This is a genomic window from Flavobacterium lacustre, from assembly GCF_027474525.2.
Taxonomy (GTDB): Bacteria; Bacteroidota; Bacteroidia; order Flavobacteriales; family Flavobacteriaceae; genus Flavobacterium; species Flavobacterium lacustre.
The window spans coordinates 844,377-867,081 of record NZ_CP114882.2 but is presented as its reverse complement, the minus strand read 5'-3'; the positions used below and the strand labels follow the sequence as shown (position 1 = coordinate 867,081).

22 protein-coding genes are annotated in these 22,705 nt (G+C 35.5%); 20 read left to right on the top strand and 2 right to left on the bottom strand.

Going from position 1 to position 22,705, the window contains the following annotated elements:
- Positions 1-18: 18 nt before the first annotated feature.
- The 14 genes from O6P34_RS03900 (at position 19) to O6P34_RS03835 (ending at position 13,182) form a co-directional block, all read left to right on the top strand.
- Positions 19-1,797: a tetratricopeptide repeat protein gene (locus O6P34_RS03900; RefSeq protein ID WP_269686017.1), complete on the top strand. Its 1,779-nt coding sequence runs from the start codon at positions 19-21 to the stop codon at positions 1,795-1,797.
- Between the two features lie 60 nt (positions 1,798-1,857).
- Positions 1,858-2,169 (top strand): DUF4286 family protein, encoded by a 312-nt coding sequence (locus O6P34_RS03895; RefSeq protein ID WP_269686016.1) that lies wholly within the window; start codon positions 1,858-1,860, stop codon positions 2,167-2,169.
- A 320-nt stretch (positions 2,170-2,489) separates the two neighbouring features.
- Positions 2,490-3,269 carry a 16S rRNA (adenine(1518)-N(6)/adenine(1519)-N(6))-dimethyltransferase RsmA gene (gene rsmA, locus O6P34_RS03890; RefSeq protein ID WP_269686015.1) on the top strand — a complete coding sequence of 260 codons (780 nt, stop codon included), beginning with the start codon at positions 2,490-2,492 and terminating at the stop codon, positions 3,267-3,269.
- Complete coding sequence (mgtE, locus tag O6P34_RS03885; RefSeq protein WP_269686014.1) at positions 3,259-4,611, top strand: magnesium transporter; 1,353 nt, start codon at positions 3,259-3,261, stop codon at positions 4,609-4,611. The genes rsmA and mgtE overlap by 11 nt, the downstream gene beginning before the upstream one ends.
- A gap of 175 nt (positions 4,612-4,786) precedes the next feature.
- Positions 4,787-5,563: a pyrroline-5-carboxylate reductase gene (proC, locus tag O6P34_RS03880; protein ID WP_269686013.1), complete on the top strand. Its 777-nt coding sequence runs from the start codon at positions 4,787-4,789 to the stop codon at positions 5,561-5,563.
- Between the two features lie 676 nt (positions 5,564-6,239).
- Positions 6,240-7,271, top strand: a complete 1,032-nt coding sequence (locus O6P34_RS03875; RefSeq protein WP_269686012.1) for a hypothetical protein — start codon at positions 6,240-6,242, stop codon at positions 7,269-7,271.
- Positions 7,272-7,277: 6 nt separating this feature from the next.
- Complete coding sequence (locus tag O6P34_RS03870) at positions 7,278-8,195, top strand: hypothetical protein (protein ID WP_269686011.1); 918 nt, start codon at positions 7,278-7,280, stop codon at positions 8,193-8,195.
- 5 nt (positions 8,196-8,200) lie between these two features.
- Entirely contained in the window at positions 8,201-9,787 is a 1,587-nt protein-coding gene (locus tag O6P34_RS03865) for a hypothetical protein (protein WP_269686010.1), read from the top strand.
- A 2-nt stretch (positions 9,788-9,789) separates the two neighbouring features.
- The gene (locus O6P34_RS03860; protein ID WP_269686009.1) at positions 9,790-10,314 is read left to right on the top strand and encodes a retropepsin-like aspartic protease family protein; all 525 of its coding nucleotides are present in this window, start codon (positions 9,790-9,792) and stop codon (positions 10,312-10,314) included.
- A complete protein-coding gene (locus tag O6P34_RS03855; RefSeq protein WP_269686008.1) occupies positions 10,311-10,841 on the top strand; it encodes a thermonuclease family protein in 531 nt (176 codons plus the stop codon). Before O6P34_RS03860 ends, O6P34_RS03855 begins: the two co-directional genes overlap by 4 nt.
- A gap of 106 nt (positions 10,842-10,947) precedes the next feature.
- Positions 10,948-11,250: a DUF805 domain-containing protein gene (locus O6P34_RS03850; protein ID WP_269686007.1), complete on the top strand. Its 303-nt coding sequence runs from the start codon at positions 10,948-10,950 to the stop codon at positions 11,248-11,250.
- A gap of 558 nt (positions 11,251-11,808) precedes the next feature.
- Positions 11,809-11,946 (top strand): hypothetical protein, encoded by a 138-nt coding sequence (locus O6P34_RS03845; RefSeq protein WP_269686006.1) that lies wholly within the window; start codon positions 11,809-11,811, stop codon positions 11,944-11,946.
- A gap of 209 nt (positions 11,947-12,155) precedes the next feature.
- Positions 12,156-12,539, top strand: a complete 384-nt coding sequence (locus tag O6P34_RS03840) for a Dabb family protein (protein WP_269686005.1) — start codon at positions 12,156-12,158, stop codon at positions 12,537-12,539.
- Positions 12,540-12,594: 55 nt separating this feature from the next.
- A complete protein-coding gene (locus O6P34_RS03835) occupies positions 12,595-13,182 on the top strand; it encodes a hypothetical protein (RefSeq protein WP_269686004.1) in 588 nt (195 codons plus the stop codon).
- A gap of 84 nt (positions 13,183-13,266) precedes the next feature.
- On the opposite strand, the gene nhaA is transcribed toward O6P34_RS03835, so the two are convergent.
- Positions 13,267-14,418, bottom strand: coding sequence for a Na+/H+ antiporter NhaA (gene nhaA, locus O6P34_RS03830; RefSeq protein WP_269686003.1), 1,152 nt, complete (start codon positions 14,416-14,418; stop codon positions 13,267-13,269).
- A 149-nt stretch (positions 14,419-14,567) separates the two neighbouring features.
- Between nhaA and O6P34_RS03825 the strand changes: the two genes are divergently transcribed.
- The 3 genes from O6P34_RS03825 (at position 14,568) to O6P34_RS03815 (ending at position 17,520) form a co-directional block, all read left to right on the top strand.
- Positions 14,568-15,515: a 2-hydroxyacid dehydrogenase gene (locus O6P34_RS03825; protein WP_269686002.1), complete on the top strand. Its 948-nt coding sequence runs from the start codon at positions 14,568-14,570 to the stop codon at positions 15,513-15,515.
- 178 nt (positions 15,516-15,693) lie between these two features.
- Positions 15,694-15,975, top strand: a complete 282-nt coding sequence (locus tag O6P34_RS03820) for a TM2 domain-containing protein (RefSeq protein ID WP_269686001.1) — start codon at positions 15,694-15,696, stop codon at positions 15,973-15,975.
- 345 nt (positions 15,976-16,320) lie between these two features.
- A complete protein-coding gene (locus O6P34_RS03815) occupies positions 16,321-17,520 on the top strand; it encodes a helix-turn-helix domain-containing protein (protein ID WP_269686000.1) in 1,200 nt (399 codons plus the stop codon).
- A 54-nt stretch (positions 17,521-17,574) separates the two neighbouring features.
- Here the strand turns inward: O6P34_RS03815 and O6P34_RS03810 are convergent, their stop codons facing one another.
- A complete protein-coding gene (locus O6P34_RS03810) occupies positions 17,575-19,377 on the bottom strand; it encodes a lysophospholipid acyltransferase family protein (RefSeq protein WP_269685999.1) in 1,803 nt (600 codons plus the stop codon).
- Between the two features lie 203 nt (positions 19,378-19,580).
- Here O6P34_RS03810 and O6P34_RS03805 point away from each other — a divergent pair, with 203 nt between their 5' ends.
- From O6P34_RS03805 to O6P34_RS03795, 3 genes are all read left to right on the top strand, one after another.
- Positions 19,581-20,345 (top strand): exodeoxyribonuclease III, encoded by a 765-nt coding sequence (locus O6P34_RS03805; protein WP_269685998.1) that lies wholly within the window; start codon positions 19,581-19,583, stop codon positions 20,343-20,345.
- A gap of 152 nt (positions 20,346-20,497) precedes the next feature.
- A complete protein-coding gene (locus O6P34_RS03800) occupies positions 20,498-21,439 on the top strand; it encodes an OmpA/MotB family protein (protein ID WP_269685997.1) in 942 nt (313 codons plus the stop codon).
- A gap of 201 nt (positions 21,440-21,640) precedes the next feature.
- Complete coding sequence (locus O6P34_RS03795) at positions 21,641-22,678, top strand: NADP(H)-dependent aldo-keto reductase (protein ID WP_269685996.1); 1,038 nt, start codon at positions 21,641-21,643, stop codon at positions 22,676-22,678.
- The last annotated feature ends 27 nt before the right edge of the window (positions 22,679-22,705 follow it).

Here is a 22,705-nt window from a genome sequence, read left to right as displayed (position 1 = left end):
TTCATAAAAAAAGTAACAATGAAAAAACTCTTGCTACATATTTCCTTGTTTTTTTCATTGGTTTGTTTTTCGCAAAACGAACAATTAGCGCAGTATTATTATGATAAAGGCGATTTTGAGAAAGCCAAAATCAGTTACGAAGAGTTACTCAAGAGCATCCCTCAAAATTCTCAATATTTTCTCAGAACAATAGATTGTTACCAGCAATTACAGCAGTTTGATACGGCTGAAAAAGCTATTACCGAGCGGTTCAATACATACAAACAAGGCACACTCTTGGTGGAATTAGGTTATAATTTTCAGTTGCAAAAAAACGATGTCAAAGCCCAAAATTACTACGAACAGGCTTTAGACCGAATCAAAAAAAATCCAAACGAAGTCTACGGAATCTCAAATTCATTTGAGAAAAAAGTGCTGTTGGAATATGCGTTGAAATCCTACCAAACGGCAGCAACATTAGAACCTAATTTTAATTTCAATTACCAAGTTGGATTGCTTTACGGACAATTGGGAAATCAGGAAATGATGATTTCGACTTTTCTGGACGAAGCGTTTGCCAATCCGCAGAATTCAATATTGATTCAAAATCAACTTGCCCGTTTCATGACGGATGAAGGCGATTCAGTATTCAAGGAAATGTTGCGAAAATCGTTAATTCTTCGAACTCAAAAAAATCAGGATATTTTTTGGAACCGTTATTTGAGTTGGTTTTATGTGCAGCAAAAAGAGTTCGAAAAAGCCTTTATTCAGGAAAAAGCCATCTACAGACGCGATCCGGAATCCCTTGCTAATATTGTGAATTTAGGACAATTGGCGATTGAAGAAAACAATCCCGAAGCGGCAAAGGAAATTTTAGGTTTTGTATTAGAAAACACCAAAGATTTAGAGTTGTTGATTCAAGCCAATTCCTATTTGATAACAATGAAAATAGAAACGGCACCGGAAAAAGACTTTGAAACGATCAACGCAGAATTAGCCGGTTTGCTGAAACAATTTGAAATAAGTCCTTTTACTGTATCTTTGCAGCTGATTCAGGCATATTTTGTAGCTTTTAATATGAAAAATCCCGAAGAAGGAAAAACCATTGTAAAGCGCGCGCTCGAATTACCGTTGAATGAGTATGAAAAGGCTCAGGCCAAAATGGAGTTGGCGGATATTCTGCTTTACGAAGAAAAATTCAATCAGGCATTATTGTATTATTCCCAAATAGAATTGGATTTAAAGAATGATATTGTGGCGCATGAAGCGAGTTTAAAAGCGGCTAAAACCAGTTATTTCAAAACCGATTTTGTGTGGGCTTTGAAGCAATTCAAGGAATTGAAATCAGCCAATACGCAATTGATTGCTAATGATGCTTTAGAATATTTCTTGTTGATTAATGACAATACCGTTGCCGATTCGACACAAACAGCTTTGGCGGCATTTGCAAAAGGCGATTTCCTTTTGTATCAAAACAGAATTCAGGAAGCGATCATTCAGTTTCAAACCATTTTGCAAAAACACAAAGGAGAGGAAATAGAAGCAGTCACGTTGTTGCGGTTGGGAAAAATTTTCGAAAAGCGAGGGGATTTTACTTTGGCTTTAAGCCAATACCAAGCTATTATTGACCAGCACAGCGACGGAATTTACATAGACGAAGCCTTATATTTTTCGGCAGAAATTTATAACAGACAATTGCAACTGCCCGAAAAGGCAAAGCCATTATATGAAAAAATAATTTTTGCTCACGAAGACAGCATTTATTTTGTAGAAGCAAGGCGAAAATACAGACAATTAAGAGGAGACACCAATTTATAATTTAATACAAAACCCAACACCAAACACCCAAAACCTAACACCCAAAACCCAATACCTAAAATGATTATATACAACGTCACCACAAACATACACGAAAGCGTTCACGATCAATGGATGATTTGGATGCAACACAAACACATTCCGGAAGTTTTGGCTACAGGTAAATTCTCCGGAGCGCGAATGGTTCGCGTTTTAGTCGAAGAAGAGATGGGCGGGGTTACTTATTCGGTTCAATATACTACCGACAGCAAAGAGACTTTAGAGAAATATTATCAGGAAGACGCGCCTGCTTTTAGGGATGAAGGGACCAAACTTTTTGGTGATCGAATGTTGACTTTCAGAACCGAACTGGAGTTGATAAGCGAGCATTAGTTTTAGTGACTCTAGCTTGTAACATAAGAGTTCCGTAGGAACTAGGTATATTGTAGCAACGGATTTTAATCCGTTGGAAATATGTAGGAACGAGGTATGTTGTAGCAATGGATTTTAATCCGTTGGAAATATGTAGGAACGAGGTATATTGTAGCAATGGATTTTAATCCGTTGGAAACATGTAGGAACGAGGCATATTGTAGCAATGGATTTTAATCCGTTGGAAACATGTAGAATAAATGATTACGAATATACACATTGCGCATTCGGGAAAAATAAACCAAAAATAAAGCGAGACGGCACAGCCTCTTAATGACAATATGGAAAAAGTAAAAGCTAAAAAACACCTCGGACAACATTTCCTGAAAGATGAAAGCATCGCCCAGGCCATCGCCGACACTTTGAATTTACAAGGATATGACGATGTGTTAGAAATAGGTCCGGGAATGGGTGTTTTGACAAAATATTTATTAGACAAACCCATCAATACGTATGTGATTGAAATTGATACTGAATCAGTAACCTATCTAGATGCCAATTACCCAAAGCTAAAAGACAAAATCATTTCAAAAGACTTCTTGAAATACAACATCAACGAAGTTTTTGACGGTAAGCAATTCGCTATAATCGGGAATTTCCCGTATAATATTTCGACTCAAATTGTTTTCAGAACATTAGAAATGAGAAACCAGATTCCAGAGTTTGCCGGAATGTTCCAGAAAGAAGTAGCCGAACGCATTTGCGAAAAGAAAGGAAGCAAAACCTACGGAATTCTGTCGGTATTGGCTCAGGCTTTTTACGATGCCGAATATTTGTTTACCGTAGACGAGCATGTTTTTAATCCGCCGCCAAAAGTAAAATCGGGTGTTTTGCGTTTGCGCCGAAAAGAAGATTTCAGTTTGCCTTGCGGTGAAAAATTGTTTTTTACAGTCGTGAAAACCGCTTTTCAACAACGCAGAAAAACCTTGCGTAACAGTTTAAAAACCTTAAATTTGTCCGATAATCTCAGGGAAGACAGTGTTTTTGACCTTCGCCCGGAGCAACTTAGTGTAGAACAGTTCATAGAACTTACCCAAAAAATAGAAGCCGATGGAGTTTAAAATCAGCAAAGAACTAATTCATGAATTAGAGCAACTCATTCAAAGTAAAAACGACCAGCAACTGGAAGTTTTATTGAATGACATGCACCATGCTGATATAGCCGAAATTCTGGACGAGCTTGATTTTGAAGAGGCGACCTATATTTTCAAAGTATTAGACAGTGATAAAACGGCGGAGATTCTTCTGGAATTAGAAGATGATTTGCGTGAAAATATCTTAAAAAGGCTTTCGCCAAAAGAGATTGCAGAAGAGCTCGATGAACTCGAAACCAATGATGCGGCCGATATTATTGCGGAACTTTCTCAGGACATCAAAGCCGAAGTAATATCAGAACTTCAAGACGTTGAGCATGCCAAGGATATTGTTGATTTGTTGCGGTATCACGAAGATACAGCCGGAGGAATCATGCACAAAGAGTTGGTAAAAGTCAACGAAAATTGGAACGTACTTACCTGCATCAAAGAAATGCGCATTCAGGCCGAGAACATTTCCAGAGTCCATTCTATTTATGTAGTCGATGACGAAGACCGATTAAAAGGCCGATTGTCGCTCAAAGATTTACTCACCACTTCTTCCAGAACACCCATCAGCGATGTGTACATCCGAAAACTGAACTCCGTAAAAGTAGATACTGAAGATGTTGAGGTAGCGCGTATCATGCAAAAATACGATTTAGAAGCCATTCCTGTAGTTGATGAACTGGGCCGATTAGTAGGCCGAATCACCATTGATGATATCGTAGATGTAATCAAGGACGAAGCCGATCAGGATTACCAGTTGGCAGCAGGTATCTCACAAGACGTTGAGGCCGATGACAGCATTATGGAATTGACCAAAGCCCGTTTGCCTTGGTTAGTACTCGCACTTTTAGGCGGTTTCATCACTGTAAGAGTACTTGGTTTATTTGAAGGAGCGATGCTCGAACACGGCAATTTATTCTTTTTCACGCCACTTATTGCGGCAATGGCGGGGAATGTTGGCGTACAATCTTCGGCAATTATCGTGCAGGGTTTGGCTAACAATACCTTGAGTGGCTCTTTATTCAACCGATTAATCAAAGAAGTTTCATTGAGTCTGCTCAACGGAGTCATTCTGGCAACCATCTTGTTTTTAGGCAGTCATTTTTTGCTCAATGTAGAGTTCATTATAGGCATAATCGTAACCATAGCACTAGTTTCAGTAATTATTATAGCCTCATTAATTGGGACATTCATTCCGTTGTTATTAGACAAATTCGGAATTGACCCTGCCTTGGCAACCGGACCATTTATAACCACCAGTAATGACATATGTGGAATTCTGATTTATTTTTCGATAGCAAAAATGATTTTGGGATTTTAGAAAGTGTCAAAAGGGAGAAGTGAAAAGTGAAGAGTGAGAAGTGAGAAGTGAGAAGTGAAAAACGCAATAGTATATTTTTTGAACCAAATAAACAACTAAACCAATACAACCAACAAATTCCCCTATCGGCGCGCTTTCCTTTAGAGCACCGGGGATAGGAAAACCAGAACAGCTCATGAAAGTACACATCATTGGCGGCGGAAACTTAGGCGTTTCTATCGCATTAGGATTATCAAAGTTTGCATCACAAAACCAAGTAACCGTAACCAGACGAAACACCGCCAGTATCCTCTATCTGGAAAAACTGGGGGTAACCGTTTCAACCAATAATACACACGAAATTCAAGAAGCCGATGTCATCATCCTGACCATAAAACCGTATCAGGTAGATACTGTTTTGGCCGAAATCCTTCCTGCAATTTCAAACAAAGTAATCGCTTCGGCGGTAAGCGGATTATCAATCGAAAATCTTCAAAACAAGATAGGCGAGTCCAATAGCGCTGTCCGAATCATGCCAAATATAGCCGCACAGTTTGGCGCCTCAGCAACCTGTATCGCATTTCACGAAAAAAACAAAGAAAAAGCACAAGATACCGTAGCCCTTTTTCAAACATTAGGCACCGCACCCATCATCGACGAAAAACTAATGGATGCTGCAACAGTACTTGCCGCCAGCGGAACCGCATTTGCCCTAAGGTACATTCGCGCCTCCATGCAAGCCGGAATCGAAATAGGATTTGACTGGCAAACCGCATTAGCCATCTCCGCACAAACCGTAAAAGGCGCTGCCGAAATGCTGCTCGAAGAAAAAGGACACCCGGAACAATTAATCGACCGCGTAACCACACCACAAGGCTGTACCATTGCCGGACTAAACGAAATGGAACTACACGGATTCAGTTCTTCCTTAATCAAAGGAATCAAAACCTCCTTAAAACAAATCAAAGGATAAACCCCATTTGGGCGTGACCACAATACCAAAAAGGGTCTTCTCAGCGTAACGTTGAGAAGACCCTTTTGCTATTCCGGTCGGGCTATACGCGCTACTTCGGTAGCTGCTACTATCCCTCACGCGAACCCATTTCAACCTACAATCCCATAAGTTCCACACACGAACTCCAATAATCCCCTCATTCCTTGAATAGCCGTTGACTTTATTCAATGGGATTTTAGGCATCATAATTAGCTTTAATCAAAGGTAATTGAAGCTCAAAAACCAATTTAGGTTAAGATGTTTTTCTAAAACAAGTTTCTTTGTAGCCTCCTCGACCCAACAAAAAATAGGCTTTTCCATGAAATTAAAAAAATAATGTATTCTTTTTTGACCCAAATGAGGAAAACCGTAAAACGGATTAAATCAGCTTAATTATTTTTGAGTGTTATTTTACGATAATCAATAGATGAGATAGTCTAATGACCAAAACAAACGAAAAGCTTTTTTGGATTATTTGGAAGATAATTACTGCAAATGCATTTAATTGTTATGCACTATGAATAGCGACAATATGCACAATAAGGGGGGTATGGTAGATACTTTAAAATGAGTATATACAAAGTTGAATGATATTCTGCCAAAAATCATAGAAAAAAATAAATCATAACCAATAATTAACTATAAATAAAAAACAATGAGTAAAAAATCAATTAGTGCTACTGACCTTTTTTTGGCAATTCTCGCCATATTATTAATTAGTGTAAGTTTTTATCAAACTTGGCTTGGATTAGACCAAATTTTTGGTCCAGCATCATTTGTTATTGCAATGGTTCTGTCGCTTTTGTTATTGTTTTTAGTTTGGATGATTAGAGTTGCAAAAATTGAAGGTCGTTCAACTTCAAGTTTGGTTGGAATCTATATTTTTATTGCATCTTTTTGCTTTATAGCAAATTTTAATGCTTTGTACACTAGATTTATGAGAACCGATATTTATACAACAGAATTGAGAGATATCAACCAAAGGTTTAATAATTTAGAATCTGATGTTGAATCAAAGTTAGAATATGCAATTGACAAAAAAATTGCTGGAAATGTTGAAACTGAAAAGAAAAAATTAATGTTGCAAATTATTGACCCAGGAAATCCAGGAATTGGTACAGAGGCAAACGGAATAATTCGTGACATTGAAAAATTAACTGGAAAAAAAATGACATTACTTAAAGCAGTGAACAATGATTATAAAGATTTAGCTTTAAGAATGGGAGAACAAATAGACGATATGATTACTCAATTATCACCTGACGAAAGAAATTTGAAAAGAGATATTGAAGGAGCAGTTTTGAAATGGAATAAAAAAATTCAAGACTTATTATTGCTTTCTAAAAAAGAAAAAGATGATATTTCACAAGGATTGATTGATGAATCATTATCTGACTATAATAAATTAGGAAATCGTGCACATTCAATTTTAGGAGAAAACAAATTTAGATTTACTCCAGAAGTTTCGAAAACACAGGATGTAGGGAAAATCGGATTTGCATTTGAACACGCAGTAAAAAACTTTAGCATGTATCAATTTGTTGTATTAATGGGTTGTATATTATTGGATTTTGTAATTGTTATTATTGTTTTGTTAGTAACACCAAGTAATGGGAGTGCAAACAATAATGCAAGTGTCTTCAATGGCAACAAAAGAAGTGGTAAAGTATTAATTGGAAAAAATTAAAATAAAATGAACGACGACAACCTAAAACCATTATCTTTTGAAGATGAAGATGTATTAAAGCCAATTTCATTTGACACATCCAACAATACGCCAACAGATTTTGTTCCATTAGCTAATGCTAACACTAATGAAATAAAAAATAAAGACAGTAATTTTGTATTCTTTTTCGGTGTTTCTGCATCTGGAAAATCTGTAATTTTATCGGCGATTTTATATTATTTAAGGTCTAAAGCTGGTGTTTTAAGACCTAAATTAAGTACGCCAAATACCAAAGAAGCACAGGTTTTATTAGCAGATTTTTTTGAAAATATTAGTAAAGGAATCCTACCAAATAGAACGACACGTGATAAAGTTACAAGAATGGATTTTGTATTTGAACCAAATAATAAATCTAAAAAAGTTCCACCAATAGATTTAACGTTTTTAGAAACAGCTGGTGGGAATCATCTTGACATTTCCCGTGGGGGTTCTTACCACAGTAGTATTGATGCGTATTTAAACGCTAAAATCCCATTAAACATAATTGTCGTAACTAGTTATGATACGGCACACAGAGACGACTCTCTCATTAATGAGTTCTTTGGAGAATTAGAAAGGAGAGGTAATCATTTAAAATCAGTTAATATAATATTAGTTGTTTCAAAATGGGATATTTCAGGTAGGTCTGATGTATCTAATGAAGAAGAATTAGAAAATTTTGTACAGGAAAGATTACCAATGACAAATAATCTTATAAATTCATATGAATTTAGCAAAACATATTTTACGATTGGCAACATTGAAAAAACAGGAGGTGAAGAAAAAATCACTTTATTAAATTTACAACCCGCAGAAATTTTATCTGATTGGCTATATAAAAGTATAACGGGTTACTCATTAGATTATGAAGGTACATTTTGGGAGAAAATTAAATTTAGTTTTTAGTAATTATGGAAAATATTTATGTTTATGGATTTGCAACTTTTGGACACCCTAATGATTTCAGACAAATTTGTTTTTATCCAGAAAATAGACAATCAGATATTAAAGTAAAGTTATTTGACCTAACAAATGCAGTGAAAGTTTATCCTAAAAGCGCTTTATATTCAATACGAAAAGAAAACATAAATGGATTTAATTCAATTTCTTATTCTAAATATACATTTGTTAAAGAGATGTCATCTGAGAGGGACGGAACGTTTATTGGCTCAAGTGTCCTTTATACAAACGGAATTGCAAACGAAAATATTACTATTGATAAATTAAATAATTTTCATTCAGACTTAATTAAAAAAAATGTAATTGAGGATAGATTAATTGTAAATCACGCAAAGGATTTTTCATGTGCAAAGTCAGTAATTAATGAATTTGACAAGCTTTCGTATAATTTAAAAAAAACGGACGAACCAACGAATTTTAATACTTCAAATACAAATGTTGTAGTTTATTCGCAAACTGATTCCAACTCACTACAACAGAATTTCAAAAAGGCATTAGAATTACTCAATGATTATGATACAATTTTTTTTACAAAAGATCAAGAAATAATAAAATTCACAGTGTCCAAAAGGTTGTATCAATTTTTAGATGAAAGTAAAAATGAGTTTACCAATGCGGTACAGAGTTTACGAGATGAGAAAAAGAAAAAATTAGAAATAATTTTGAATGATTTTCAAACTGAAATATCTGAACTTGAGGAAAAGAAGCAAGAAACAATAATAAAATATAAGGAGAGTATAGAACAAAATAAAATTTTACACAGAGAAAACGAAATTAAAATTGCTGAATATGATAAGCAAACTGAAAAAATAGGAAATCAATACGCGGAATATGAACTTAAAATAAAAGACGCAATTGATTTAATTAACTCAAATAAGAAAATTGATGAAGTCAAATCATTTCATAACGAAAACAAACGCGAGTTTATAAATTTCATCAACCAAAATACTAAACCAACCTATTTAAATAATTTGAATAATATTCAAACAAGAACAAGTTTAACATCAAATCATCAGCATAATTCGCGTTGGTCTGGAGCGACTAATGACAAATCAAATAATGAACAAAGTCAAAAAAAGAAACCATTTAAGATTTTTAAACTAGTATCTTTTTTGTTCTTCGCTATTTGGCTTGTAACAATAATTTATTACCAAGCTTATCAAATTCCCGAAAAAGATAAAATTATTCAAGATTATGAATATCAAATAAATCAAAATATTACCGAAGATGACAGTGATAAAAAAGATGATGAATCATCAATTCCTGAACTTAATCCTAAATCAAACAATAAGTTAAACACAAACGATATTAAAAATATTGCTAAAAGTTTAAAAAGTGATATGACTTTAGCCGAAGTTGTTTCAATAATTTTTGAAAAAAATCCAACTGATGTAAAACAGCACTACGAAAATCAAATTGATTTATATTCAAAAAAAATAATAGAACTAAATAAAAATTGTTTTGAAGAAAAAGATGGAAACAATTATTATAAACAAGATACAATTAAAAACATTCCTTCATTCAAATCGGACAACTAAATATGAAAAAATATCTTTTTATATTTATTTTAATTGTAGGATGTAAACATCCTGAAAGTGAAAATTTTGATAGATTCAATAATAAAAAATCAATTATTGAAAACAACACTTCGTTCATTGAAAAAAATGAATCTTTCGAGGAGAAGAACATAATTAAAATGGAAAAAGAAAATGGAGTAAAATATGTTTGGATTGAAATAAATGGTTTAAAATTGAGATTTATTTTTGATACCGGAGCATCAAGCATTTGTATTTCATCATCAGAAGCGTCGGTATTATATAGACAAGGGACTTTACAAAAGGAAGACATTTTAAACGTTGAATATTTTCAAGATGCTACGGGTAAAATTTCAGAGGGAACAAAAATAAACTTGCGAACAGTTAAAGTTGGTAATATAATACTCGAAAATATTGAAGCAACCGTAATTGATAATGTTGACGCACCTCTATTATTAGGTCAAACTGTTTTTGAAAAGTTTGGTAAAATTGAAATTGATAATATCAATGATGAAATAATTTTAAAATGAGAGAATTATCATCGCTTTTAATAATTTTTCTTTTTCTTTCAGGATGTAAGCATCCTGAAAGTAATTATTATGAAGAAAGAATTTATGAAACGGAATCAATAATTGAAAACAAAAAAAACACTCTAAATGAGTGCTTTAAAGTAATTGGTGTAAAAGATGGAGACACATTTGTAATATTATTTGAAGGAAAGGAACAAGTTGTAAGATTTGCCCATATAGATTGCCCTGAGAAAAAGCAACCATTTGGTAAAAAAGCAAAATATTTTGTTTCTGATATATGCTTTGGAAAAAATATCAAACTAATTCACGAAAATAAATATGACAGATATAAAAGGTTAATAGCCGAAATTATATTAGAAGATGGTACAAATTTGAATAAAGAATTGGTTAAGCAAGGTCTTGCTTGGCATTTCAAAAAATATTCTGATAATTTAGAATATTCAAATTTAGAAATTGAAGCTAAAAATTATAGAATTGGATTATGGTCGGAAGAAAATCCAATAGCACCTTGGGAATGGAGGAAATAAAGACGCTCCTCCCACTTTTCCCTACAAATTCAAAAATACAGGCGTACTATATATCAACTTTTCGTCACCGGATTATAACTATCAGATAACAGCAAATCATTTTTACATGAAAGACTATATAAACGCATTTAGAAATATCTTTAATTATAAAGATGAGGCGACATTAAAAGAGTTTTGGAATTTTTTTATGGTGAACATTATTATGAATGTCATTCTAAGATTACTAGTTAAAAGAAATGTACTGCCCGAATATTTACATAACAGCTATGCAATTATTGTCCTTTTGGCATTAATAGCAGTAGGTTTTAGAAGATTAAAAAATGCGGGCTATTCCGGATGGTTGTTTTTAATTCCAGTTGTAAATCTATTCTTTGCTTTATTACCTCAAAAAGAAATTAAAGAATCTTAAAAATAACCTCGCTCCGCGAACTACAAATAAGTCGCAAAACCCAGAATACAATCGTGATTGCTCTGCGAAGTCTCTGACTTCGTAGCCATTCCAATGAGCAACAAACACAAGAAAATAAAGCGAACCAAAATAACAATGGCTTATAGCAATAAGTACAAAGTCCCGTCTCGCTAAGTAGAATTCTCTTGCCTGCAACTACGATATTCGTGCCTGCAGTTGCGATTCTCCTACCTGCAACAACGATTCTTGTGCCTGCAGTTGCGATTCTCCTGCCTGCAACTACGATTCTTGTGCCTGTAGTTGTGATTCTCCTACCTGCCACTACGATTCTTGTGCCTGCAGTTGTGATTCTTGTGCCTGCAATTCACGATACTCGTATGCATTTCGCGATTCTCGCATGCATTTCACGATATTCGCATGCATTTCACGATTCTCGTATGCATTTCGCGATACTCGTATGCAATTCACGATACTCGTATGCATTTCGCGATATTCGTATGCATTTCACGATTCTCGTATGCATTTCACGATTCTCCTATGCGCATTTAGGATATTGCTATGCGCATTTGCGATTCTCCTATGCAACTTTACGATATTCCTATGCGCATTCACGATATTGCCATGCACATTCACGATATTCCTATGCGCATTTGCGATATTGCCATGCGCATTCACGATATTCCTATGCACATTTAGGATATTGCCATGCACATTCACGATATTCCTATGCAACTTTACGATATTCCTATGCAATTTTACGATACGGCATACACTCTCAATAATAAACGTGCCTCCACATCACTTTAGAACAAAGCATAAAATAGTAAACGCCCAAAAGACCGCTGACTTTTTCCATATCGATAACAAACGCAATAGAATAAATACTATATTTGAAAAAAAACCACATGAAAAAGCTACTCCTAACACTCCTCATTACGATGGCTGCTTACAGCACCGCAAACGCCCAACAAAACCAACCCAAACAAGTACTCCGACACGTAGTAATGTTTGGTTGGCAAGAAGGAACCGATGCTGCTTATATCAAAACAATAGTAACAGCGTTCAGCAACTTGCCCAAAAAAATAGCAGAAGTCAAAGCCTTTGAATGGGGAACCAACAACAGCCCCGAAAACCTAAACAAAGGACTGACTCATTGTTTTCTGTTGACCTTCAACACCGAGGCAGAACGCGACGCTTACCTCATTCATCCCGATCACAAAGCATTTACCAAACTCTTAGACGCCTCCCTCGATAAAGTCACCGTTTTTGATTATTGGACAAATCAATAAAGCAAAACAACGCCTCAAAAGCCAAAAATTAATCTTTAAAGAGTATTCCAAAACAATGAAAAAAACACTATTATTCCTTATTTTACTCAGCAATCTAGTTGCAAATGCCCAAGAAATAAGCGTAGAGAAATCAATTTTTACAATCCACACCGGATTCCTTGGGGTTTGGTTTAATAACGAAAGTAAACTCTCTAACAACGTCTCCCTAAAAACTGAAATAGGTCTCGAAAAGGATTTCTCAGTTGGAGATCATTACGACGGTGCCGGTTTTATTTTGCAGCCAGTTCTTACCTTAGAACCCAGACATTACTACAATTTTGAAAAAAGAAAGAACAGCAATAAAAAAACAGCCAAAAACAGCGGAAATTTTGTTGCTCTCAAAACCAGTTACCACCCGGATTGGTTTGTAATCAACTTAGACGAAAATACAACCAAAACCGCCGACTTAGCCATTGTTCCTACTTGGGGTTTAAAGCGTCAAATAGGCAGTCATTTTAACTATGAAGCCGCATTGGGATTGGGCTACAGGATTATTTATATTAAGGCGAATTCAATTAATGGTAATGTACAAAATGTAGATGGTGCATACAATCAACATCAATACATTCCGTATTTTAATGTAAGAGCAGGCTATACTTTTTAAAATAAAAGCCAGTTAATCTGCATACAAAAAGCCTCGTTTACCGTATCGATAAACGAGGCTTTATGGTATAACTCTAATTTGTTTTTAGGAATTCTTAACCGCTTTCAAATGCAGCTTCAACCATAAAAAACCAAGCATTCCGGCGATAAATGAAGCAATCAAAATCGCTATTTTAGAATAGGTAATCACTTCTTCACCATCATTTTTAAACGCCAGAAGCGTAATAAAAATAGACATCGTAAACCCAATTCCGCCTAACATTCCCGCACCCAGAATATCTTTCCACCTCAAATCCGAGGGCAAAGCACAAATCCCTAAACGGACACTCAAAAACGAAAAAAGCCAAATCCCCAATGGTTTTCCAATGACAAGTCCTGCAATAATACCAATCGTATTGGGATGATTCAACCCTTCATGCCAATTAGAATCAATAGCAATACACGTATTTGCAATCGCAAACAGGGGCAGAATAAAGAACGCCACCGGTTGATGTAAAAAATGCTGTAATCGATAAGAAGACGTCTTCTTGCCGCCATCCCCAAACGGAATCACAAACGCCAATAATACTCCTGTTATAGTAGCATGAACGCCGGAGTTCAGCATAAAATACCACATCGCCACACCACCAATCAAGTACGGAATAAGGCTGTGTACTTTTCTTCGGTTCAAGAAAAATAAGCCGCCCATAATGGCAAAAGCAATAAATAAATTCAAGAAAGCAATCGTATCAGTGTAAAAAATCGCAATCACAAGGATAGCACCCAAATCATCGATGACAGCAAGAGCCGTCAGAAATATTTTTAAAGAAGCAGGCACCCGACTTCCTAACAGCGATAAAATTCCAATCGCAAATGCAATGTCAGTCGCCATAGGAATTCCGGCTCCGTTTTGGGTAATCGTTCCAAAATTCAAAAGTAAAAAGATACCGGCAGGAACCACCATTCCGCCCAAAGCACCAAATATCGGTAAGGCCGCATTTTTGATACTCGATAATTCCCCATCATACAGTTCTCGTTCTAATTCCAATCCAATTAACAGAAAGAAAATAGCCATTAACCCGTCATTAATCCAATGCGTAATAGAATGATGCCCCAATTGGGTGTCCCAAAAAGCAATATATTCCGTTTGAATCGGGGAGTTCGCCAAGTAAAGGGAAAGTAAGGTGACAAATAGCAATAGAATTCCACCTGATTTTTCGCTTTTAAAAAAGGCTTTAAAGGTTCTGGTTAATTTCATGGGGATATACGAGTCTGTTAATAGCAGTTTTGTTTGAATCTAATGAAGAAGGATTCCGCTAATTTAAGCATTTCCGACTAATTTTTCCTTAAAACCATAAACCGTATTTTTTTCCTTAATTTTGAGGCATCAAAAAAACACGCAATTTTATGGACATCAAAATCCTGCATATCGATAGCAATCATCCCGTACTTTGGGACCAATTGCAACAAGCTGGTTTCAGTAATTTCGAAGATTTTAAATCCTCCAAAGATGAAATCGAAGCCAAAATTCACGACTATCACGGAATTGTAATCCGCAGCCGATTCAAAATTGATAAAACATTCTTAGATAAAGCAACTAATTTGCAGTTCATAGCCCGAGTGGGAGCAGGTCTCGAAAGTATTGATTGCGATTATGCAGCATCAAAAAACATCACACTCATCGCCGCCCCGGAAGGAAACCGAAACGCCGTAGCCGAACATACTTTGGGAATGATTCTGTCATTATTCAACAAACTCAATCAAGCCGACAGCGAAATAAGAGCAGGACACTGGAACCGCGAAAGCAATCGCGGTTACGAATTAGACGGCAGAACCGTAGGGATTATTGGGTACGGAAACATGGGAAAATCATTTGCCAAAAAACTCCGCGGATTTGACGTCGAAGTGTTGTGTTATGATATTCAGGAAAATATGGGCGATGCCAATGCCAGACAAGTTACATTGCAGGAACTACAACAAAAAGCCGATGTGTTGAGTTTGCATATTCCGTGGACTCCCGAAACCGATAAAATGGTTGATACGGAATTCATCAACTCTTTTGCAAAACCATTTTGGATTATAAACACCTCCCGAGGGAAGAATATCGTTACCGCAGATCTAGTGGCTGCCATGAAAACGGGTAAGATCATGGGAGCCGGTTTAGATGTTTTAGAGTATGAGAAATTATCTTTCGAAACCCTGTTCAACGATAAAAACACACCCGAAGCTTTTCAATATTTGTTGCAGGCCAAGAATACAATCCTAACGCCACACATCGCCGGTTGGACATTTGAAAGCCACGAACGCTTGGCACAAGTCATCGTTGATAAAATTAAAGCGAAGTACTTGGTTTAACAGAAGTGTTTTGTAGTGTTATGCTAAAAAAAACCGGAAGAGAAGTTACAATTCCGCAGGGATTTCGTCTTATGGTTTTGAAAGTGAAGAGAATAAAATATAATTTGGAGTTGAAACTGTTGAAGATTTCTATAATTTTAGTATTTTTATTCCTTCAAAAATAACCAATAACTAGAATATGGAAAACTCAAAACACGAAGAATGGAATAACCCCCGTCCCGTTCAACAAGACAACAAAAAAATTGCAGCAGGACTTCTTGCTATACTTTTGGGGCCTTTTGGAATTCATAAATTCCTTTTAGGATACACCACCGAAGGGATAATATGGTTAATAATTAGTGTGTGTACTTGCGGAACAGTAACCGGTTTATTGGGTCTTATAGAAGGAATTATATATTTAACAAAATCAGATGAAGAGTTTTATCAAACCTATCAAGTAGGGAAGAAAGCTTGGTTTTAAGTTGCAAATAAATACAAATAACATTCGTTAAGAATGATAAAAATGGGCTTGACTGAAATTATTTTCGGTCAAGCCCTTAGTTTTTTAAGAACGTTTGTTATTGCTTTTTTAAATAGTAAAATCTTAATTTAAAGGTGTTTCTGTAGTATTGAACCTGTGCTGCGGTCACAAATTTTGAATAAGAATGATTAAAGCAATCCCAAAAAAACAAACAAGCAATCGAGTATTGTCTTGAATAATCTTGAATAATGTCTTATTTTTGCCAAACAAGGACAAATTTTAAATTCTTTGTATGCCCCCAAGAACTAGTAATTATTGTATTTATAATTAAAAAGCATTGGATTCATGTTGTTATTCATTTCCCTATTTACGATAGTAATTTCTTGTGTTTTGTTGGTTTTCAACTGGAAAATTAATAAGAATGCGCTGTTTTTGTCCTGTTTTTTTATCATTTTGTCCATTTATGGAATGGCACATTATTTCACGGTGTATTACAAAGACCCGTTTTGGCTGGCTGTTTTTTACAATCACTTTACACCATTAATGTTGCTTTTAGGACCGTTACTTTTGTTTTATGTCAGAGGCACATTGACAGATACAGATAAATTATCCAGATCAGATTTACTGCATTTTATACCAGGGTTCGTTCATTTTGTAGGTATAGTTCCGTATTTATTTATGCCTTTTCAATACAAACTAAAAATAGCTGCTGCGATTATAAATGATATTGATGTTATACCTGATTTAGATTTAAATATTTTTTTCAGCACTATTTTTAGTTTTAGTTTTCGTCCTGTTTTATTACTGTTGTATATTTTTTATTGTATTTACTTACTTTGGAAATTCATGCCGCTAGTATCTCAGAACAAATTGATTCCCGGAAGACAGTCTTTTATAGCATATCGTTGGTTAATTGTGTTAATTACTTCGCTCACGATTATTGTACTTAATTTTATGATTGTTACTTATAATTCGCTGTCGCTTAAGCCTAGTGTAGGATTACAAAACACCTATTTTATTCATAATGTTTCGGCATTAGCATATTGTATTATGACTTTTTCATTACTGTTGTTCCCCAATATTTTATACGGTATTCCTAAAAGAGTGCTTGCTGAATCTGTTGAAAAAGAAGTGAAAGACAATATAAAAAAAAGTGTAAAATCTCAAAAAAAGGCACAAAATGACACAGATCCATTTGAGGATTTGTCAGAAAAAATAGCAAAATACTTAGAGCAAGAAAAACCTTTTTTAAATCCGGATTTTTCAATAAGCGATATTTATATCCATTTTAAAGTACCCAAAAATCACATCTCTTATTGTGTTAATACAATCATGGGAACAAGATTTTCAAAAATGAAATCAGAGTTGAGGGTAAGACATGCGATAGAATTGTTGCAAAGCGGCCTTTCTAATTCATTAACTATCGAGGCTATCGGACAGCGGTCTGGTTTCAGAACAAGATCTCATTTTTATGCGGCTTTCAAAGAAGAAACAGGTATTTCTCCAACAGAATATATTACGAATCAACATTCGGTTCTAAATTAAAAAAGAAAACCACCAATATAATGTTGGTGGTTTTTTTATATAATGGATTGACTTTTAATCTTCTTTCTCGCTTAATTTTCGTTCCAGTTCCGCCTGAAATTCTTCCATAACGGGTTTCATAGTGCTTTCCGGGATATCAGCAATACGAATGTACATTAATCCGTCAATAGCATTATTAAATAAAGGATCTACATTAAACGCGACTACTCTTGCATTTTGTTTGATGTATTTTTTAATCAAAACCGGCAAGCGCAAACTTCCTGGTTCCAGTTCATCAATAATTTTATCAAACTTATTCAAATCAGATTCGGCCTCATCAAAAATGAAATCTTTATCTGCATCTTTCAGTTTTACTTTATAGGCTTTTTTCGGGTGAATGTATTGTGCAATGTAAGGGTCATAATAATTTGACTTCATGAATTCAATCATCAGCGATTTCGAAAAATCAGAAAACTGATTGCTGATACTCACGCCACCCAATAAAAATTTATGCTCCGGATAACGCAAAGTGGTATGTATAATTCCTTTCCAAAGCAAGAAAAGAGGCATTGGCTTTTGTTGGTATTCCTTGATGATAAAGGCACGGCCCATTTCTATCGACTTGTGCATCATATCATGCAATTCAGGTTCAAATCTAAAAAGGTCGTTGAGGTAAAAACCTTCCATTCCGTATTTTGGATAAATTTCGGAACCCAATCCCATTCGGTAAGCACCGGCAACTTTCTTGGCATCATCATCCCATAAAAACATATGGTGGTAATATTTATCAAATTTATCTAAATCAATAGACTCGTTTGTCCCTTCACCCACTTCACGGAAAGTGATTTCTCTAAGGCGTCCCAATTCATGCAGAATATTGGGGATTTTAGAAGCTTCGGTAAAGAAAACCTCATAATTTTTACTTTGTAAAAGTCGGCAATCTGTACTTCGCAAAGCATCTACTTCGGCAATTATTTTCTCGCCATTAGCAGGAGTAACAATTTTCTTCGGACTCTTGGGGATTTTTAAATTTGGAGGTGTCAACAGTTTGCTTTCTTTCTCAAAAGGATTCGCAAGCATGTAGGTTTTCTTTCTCAAAAATTCGGAATAATCCTCTAAAGTAGTGTGCTCATTTTGCTCACTTACCGAAATAGGTTTCCCAATACGCACTTTAATCACCCGATGTTTTTGACTAAAAACTTCCGAAGGCAGTTTTGCGGTACGTAACGTGCTGCCAATTTTAGAAAGCAAGTAAAACAATCGGCTGTTTTTGGCATGAAAATAAATAGGGACAACAGGAACTTGTGCTTTCCGGATTACCTTAATAGCGCCTTCTTCCCAAGGTTTGTCTACCATTAATTTCCCGTCTTTGTACGTTGAAACTTCTCCGGCAGGAAACATGCCCAGTGGTTTTCCGTCGCTCAAATGGCGAAGTGTTTCCTTGATTCCCACCACACTTGATTTGGCATCCTTATGATTTTCAAAAGGATTTACAGGCATGATATATTTCTTCAGCGGTTCAATACGATGCAAAAGAAAATTAGCGATAATCTTGAAATTAGGTTCTCTTTCGAGCATTAATTTCAATAATAAAACACCGTCAATACCACCCAAAGGATGATTTGAAATCGTGATATAAGCACCTTCTTTGGGCAATCGTTTTAAATCTTCTTCCGGGATTTCGAATTTTATTTGTAAATCATCTAATATGCCATTCAAGAAGTCAACATCTTGCAGATGTTTGTTTCTGTCATACACTTTATTTAAGGTAGAAATTTTTAGCACCTTCATCAGCAACCAGCCCGAAAAAGTACCTAAAACTCCGTACTTGTCTGCATTTATTGCTTGTGCAACTTCTTTTGCGGTTACTAAACCCATGTAAATTTGTTTTTTTTTGAGCAAGAAACAAAGATAGCAAAAAACTCCATTTTCTCTCTTTTTCTGAATCAAACTTATACTTTTTTATTACATTTGAAACGTACAGATAAATGCCGTTTTTTTTCATTAGAATAAAAAAAGTAGGTTTCTGATACCCATAGACTAACATTATTTTTTTCGAGAAAAATACAAAAAATACTTTAATGAAAATTATTTCATACAACGTAAACGGAATCAGATCCGCTATTTCAAAAGGATTTGTAGAGTGGTTGCAACAAGCCAATCCTGATGTTATTTGTCTTCAGGAAATAAAAGCAACCGAGGAACAAATCCCGACTTTAGACCTTGAGTTGGCAGGTTATCCTTATCATTATTGGTATCCGGCGACCAAAAAAGGATATAGCGGCGTGGCTATTTTATCAAAAGTAAAACCTAAAAACGTAGTCTTTGGCACCGGAATTCAGCACATGGATTTTGAAGGCAGAAATCTTCGAATAGATTTTGATGAATTATCGGTGATGAGTTTGTACTTGCCATCGGGAACTAATATTGAGCGTCTCGACCATAAATTCATGTACATGGATGATTTTCAGAATTATATTTCCGAGTTGAAAAAGGAAATCCCAAATCTGGTAATCTGTGGCGACTACAATATTTGCCATGAAGCGATTGACATACACGATCCCATTCGCAACAAAAAAGTGTCCGGTTTTTTACCCGAAGAAAGAGCCTGGCTGGATGCTTTTATGAAAAGCGGATTCATAGACAGCTTCCGATTTTTAAACAAAGAACCCAACAATTATACCTGGTGGAGTCAGCGCGCGCCCACAGCCAGAGCCAATAACAAAGGATGGCGCATCGATTATTGCTTGGTTAGTGAACCGCTGAAAGACAAAATCAAAAGAGCCTTAATCCTGCCCGAAGCCAAGCATTCAGACCATTGTCCCATTTTGGTGGAAATAGAATAATACAATTAAGGAGCTGTTTCCTGCTGTACACTATATCTTTTGTGCCGAACGCCGCCACAAAAGGATGCCGTTTCCATCAGGGCTAGGGCATCGCAATAAACTAGCACTTTTTTAGTTTCAAAAGAACAAGAATACCATAAAAAATAAAAAAAATGATAAAAAGAGTTTCCATCGCATTACTATTATTCGCACTTACAACGTCTTGCGTATCAAAGAAAATTTACAATGATTTAGAAAGTAAATACGCTGATCTAAAAAAAGAAAACCGAAGCATGGCAGATGAAAATGCCAATTTGCTAAAAGCTAAAAACCAACTGGAATTAGACGGAACGGCTTTGAAATCAGAATTAGAAAAAGCAAAATCAGATTATGCTAAACTAAAATCAGATTACGAAGCTTCTCAAAACAAATTCAAAGTCCTTCAGGATTCGTATGCCGCTTTAGAAAAAAACAGCAATGATGCTTTGCAAAGCAACATGAAAAAAAATCGTGATTTACTAGAGCAATTAGAAGCCAAAGGAAAAGCATTAGCCATCGAACAAGAGCGTTTAAACAAGAGCGCACAAAGACTACAAGAACTCGAAGATTTGATTGCGGCTAAAGAAGCCAGCATGAAAAAACTGAAAGAAACATTATCAAAAGCCTTAAATAGTTTTGAAGGAAAAGGGTTAACCGTAGAGCAAAAAAACGGAAAAGTTTATGTTTCTATGGAAAATAAATTACTGTTTAATTCTGGAAGTTGGGCCGTTGGTGCCGAAGGGAAGAAAGCCGTAATCGAAGTTGGAAAAGTGTTGGGTGACAATCCGGATATTTCCGTACTTATCGAAGGTCACACAGATGATGATGCTTTTACTGCTTCAGGTCCAATTGCGGATAACTGGGATTTATCAACCAAAAGAGCTACAGCTATTGTTGCCATTTTGAGTGAAAATAAAAAAATCAATAAACAAAATCTTACGGCTGCCGGAAGAGGAGAATTTTCCCCATTAGCCAGCAATGCAACTGCCGAAGGAAAAGCCAAAAACCGTAGAATCGAAATTATCCTGACTCCAAGATTAGACGAAATTGCCGAAATGCTCAATGAGATTAATTAAAGAATACAGCTTTGGCAAAGTTTTAAACTTTGCCAAAGCTCTTTAGTATAAATGACAAAAGTTAAAAGGTCCAAAGTGTATGCTTTGGACCTTTTTTGATATAGGTTATAAACGTTTCCAAATTTTCTGTTAACTCTAAAATCAAAATGACAAACAAATTTTATCTTTGTTTTCGAAAATTAAAATAGAATTAAACCCTTTATGAAATATACCACTTTACCCAATACGGATATAAAAGTCAGCAAAATTTGTCTTGGAACCATGACTTTTGGGCAACAAAATACCGAAGCTGATGGTCACGCCCAAATGGATTATGCTTTTGAAAACGGAATCAATTTTTTTGACACTGCCGAAATGTATTCGGTTCCCGCTCGCGAGGAAACATACGGAAGCACCGAACGAATCTTGGGAACTTGGTTCAAAAAAACAGGTAAAAGAGAAGAGGTAATTTTAGCGTCTAAAATTGCCGGACCCAATCCTAATTTTACGTACATGCGCGAGAAAAATGACTTCTCGCCAGCCAGTATCAAATTTGCGTTAGACCAAAGTTTACAACGCCTGCAAACGGATTATATTGATGTGTATCAATTGCATTGGCCGGAACGCAAAACCAATTTTTTTGGACAACGCGGGTTCAAAGTTCAGGATGATGCTTGGGAAGACAACATTCATAGTGTTCTCGAAACCTTAGATGGATTTATCAAAGAAGGAAAAATCAATCATATCGGGCTTTCAAATGAAACGCCTTGGGGAATTATGCGTTTTCTTGAAGAAAGTAAATACCATAATTTGCCAAAAATTAAAACCATTCAAAATCCATATTCGTTATTAAACCGTCTTTTTGAAGCGGGTTCTGCCGAAATCTGTATGCGGGAAAATGTAGGTTTGTTGGCTTATTCACCAATGGCTTTTGGTGTTTTATCCGGTAAATTTTTGTCGGGTGAAAAACAGCCTGATGCCAGAATTACATTGTTTCCACAATTTTCAAGATATAACAGCGCACAATGTGCTGAAGCTACTCGGTTGTATCAGGAAATTGCAACCAAAAACGGATTGAGCTTAACGGAATTGTCATTGGCATTTATCGAACAGCAGCCGTTTGTGACCAGCACCATTATTGGCGCAACCACATTAGACCAATTAAAAGAAAATATAGCAACTATTAACGTATCTGTTTCAGACGAGATTCTAAAAGCAATTGATGAAGTTCATGCTGTAATTCCGGATCCGGCACCTTAAATTAAGAACGCCAATAATTCTAAAAAA

What these genes read in the sequence shown, in the direction of transcription:
- O6P34_RS03900 (WP_269686017.1), top strand. Translation starts at nt 19, where the DNA reads ATGAAAAAACTCTTGCTACATATTTCCTTGTTTTTTTCATTGGTTTGT.
- O6P34_RS03895 (WP_269686016.1), top strand. Translation starts at nt 1,858, where the DNA reads ATGATTATATACAACGTCACCACAAACATACACGAAAGCGTTCACGAT.
- rsmA (WP_269686015.1), top strand. Translation starts at nt 2,490, where the DNA reads ATGGAAAAAGTAAAAGCTAAAAAACACCTCGGACAACATTTCCTGAAA.
- mgtE (WP_269686014.1), top strand. Translation starts at nt 3,259, where the DNA reads ATGGAGTTTAAAATCAGCAAAGAACTAATTCATGAATTAGAGCAACTC.
- proC (WP_269686013.1), top strand. Translation starts at nt 4,787, where the DNA reads ATGAAAGTACACATCATTGGCGGCGGAAACTTAGGCGTTTCTATCGCA.
- O6P34_RS03875 (WP_269686012.1), top strand. Translation starts at nt 6,240, where the DNA reads ATGAGTAAAAAATCAATTAGTGCTACTGACCTTTTTTTGGCAATTCTC.
- O6P34_RS03870 (WP_269686011.1), top strand. Translation starts at nt 7,278, where the DNA reads ATGAACGACGACAACCTAAAACCATTATCTTTTGAAGATGAAGATGTA.
- O6P34_RS03865 (WP_269686010.1), top strand. Translation starts at nt 8,201, where the DNA reads ATGGAAAATATTTATGTTTATGGATTTGCAACTTTTGGACACCCTAAT.
- O6P34_RS03860 (WP_269686009.1), top strand. Translation starts at nt 9,790, where the DNA reads ATGAAAAAATATCTTTTTATATTTATTTTAATTGTAGGATGTAAACAT.
- O6P34_RS03855 (WP_269686008.1), top strand. Translation starts at nt 10,311, where the DNA reads ATGAGAGAATTATCATCGCTTTTAATAATTTTTCTTTTTCTTTCAGGA.
- O6P34_RS03850 (WP_269686007.1), top strand. Translation starts at nt 10,948, where the DNA reads ATGAAAGACTATATAAACGCATTTAGAAATATCTTTAATTATAAAGAT.
- O6P34_RS03845 (WP_269686006.1), top strand. Translation starts at nt 11,809, where the DNA reads ATGCGCATTTGCGATTCTCCTATGCAACTTTACGATATTCCTATGCGC.
- O6P34_RS03840 (WP_269686005.1), top strand. Translation starts at nt 12,156, where the DNA reads ATGAAAAAGCTACTCCTAACACTCCTCATTACGATGGCTGCTTACAGC.
- O6P34_RS03835 (WP_269686004.1), top strand. Translation starts at nt 12,595, where the DNA reads ATGAAAAAAACACTATTATTCCTTATTTTACTCAGCAATCTAGTTGCA.
- nhaA (WP_269686003.1), bottom strand. Translation starts at nt 14,418, where the DNA reads ATGAAATTAACCAGAACCTTTAAAGCCTTTTTTAAAAGCGAAAAATCA.
- O6P34_RS03825 (WP_269686002.1), top strand. Translation starts at nt 14,568, where the DNA reads ATGGACATCAAAATCCTGCATATCGATAGCAATCATCCCGTACTTTGG.
- O6P34_RS03820 (WP_269686001.1), top strand. Translation starts at nt 15,694, where the DNA reads ATGGAAAACTCAAAACACGAAGAATGGAATAACCCCCGTCCCGTTCAA.
- O6P34_RS03815 (WP_269686000.1), top strand. Translation starts at nt 16,321, where the DNA reads ATGTTGTTATTCATTTCCCTATTTACGATAGTAATTTCTTGTGTTTTG.
- O6P34_RS03810 (WP_269685999.1), bottom strand. Translation starts at nt 19,377, where the DNA reads ATGGGTTTAGTAACCGCAAAAGAAGTTGCACAAGCAATAAATGCAGAC.
- O6P34_RS03805 (WP_269685998.1), top strand. Translation starts at nt 19,581, where the DNA reads ATGAAAATTATTTCATACAACGTAAACGGAATCAGATCCGCTATTTCA.
- O6P34_RS03800 (WP_269685997.1), top strand. Translation starts at nt 20,498, where the DNA reads ATGATAAAAAGAGTTTCCATCGCATTACTATTATTCGCACTTACAACG.
- O6P34_RS03795 (WP_269685996.1), top strand. Translation starts at nt 21,641, where the DNA reads ATGAAATATACCACTTTACCCAATACGGATATAAAAGTCAGCAAAATT.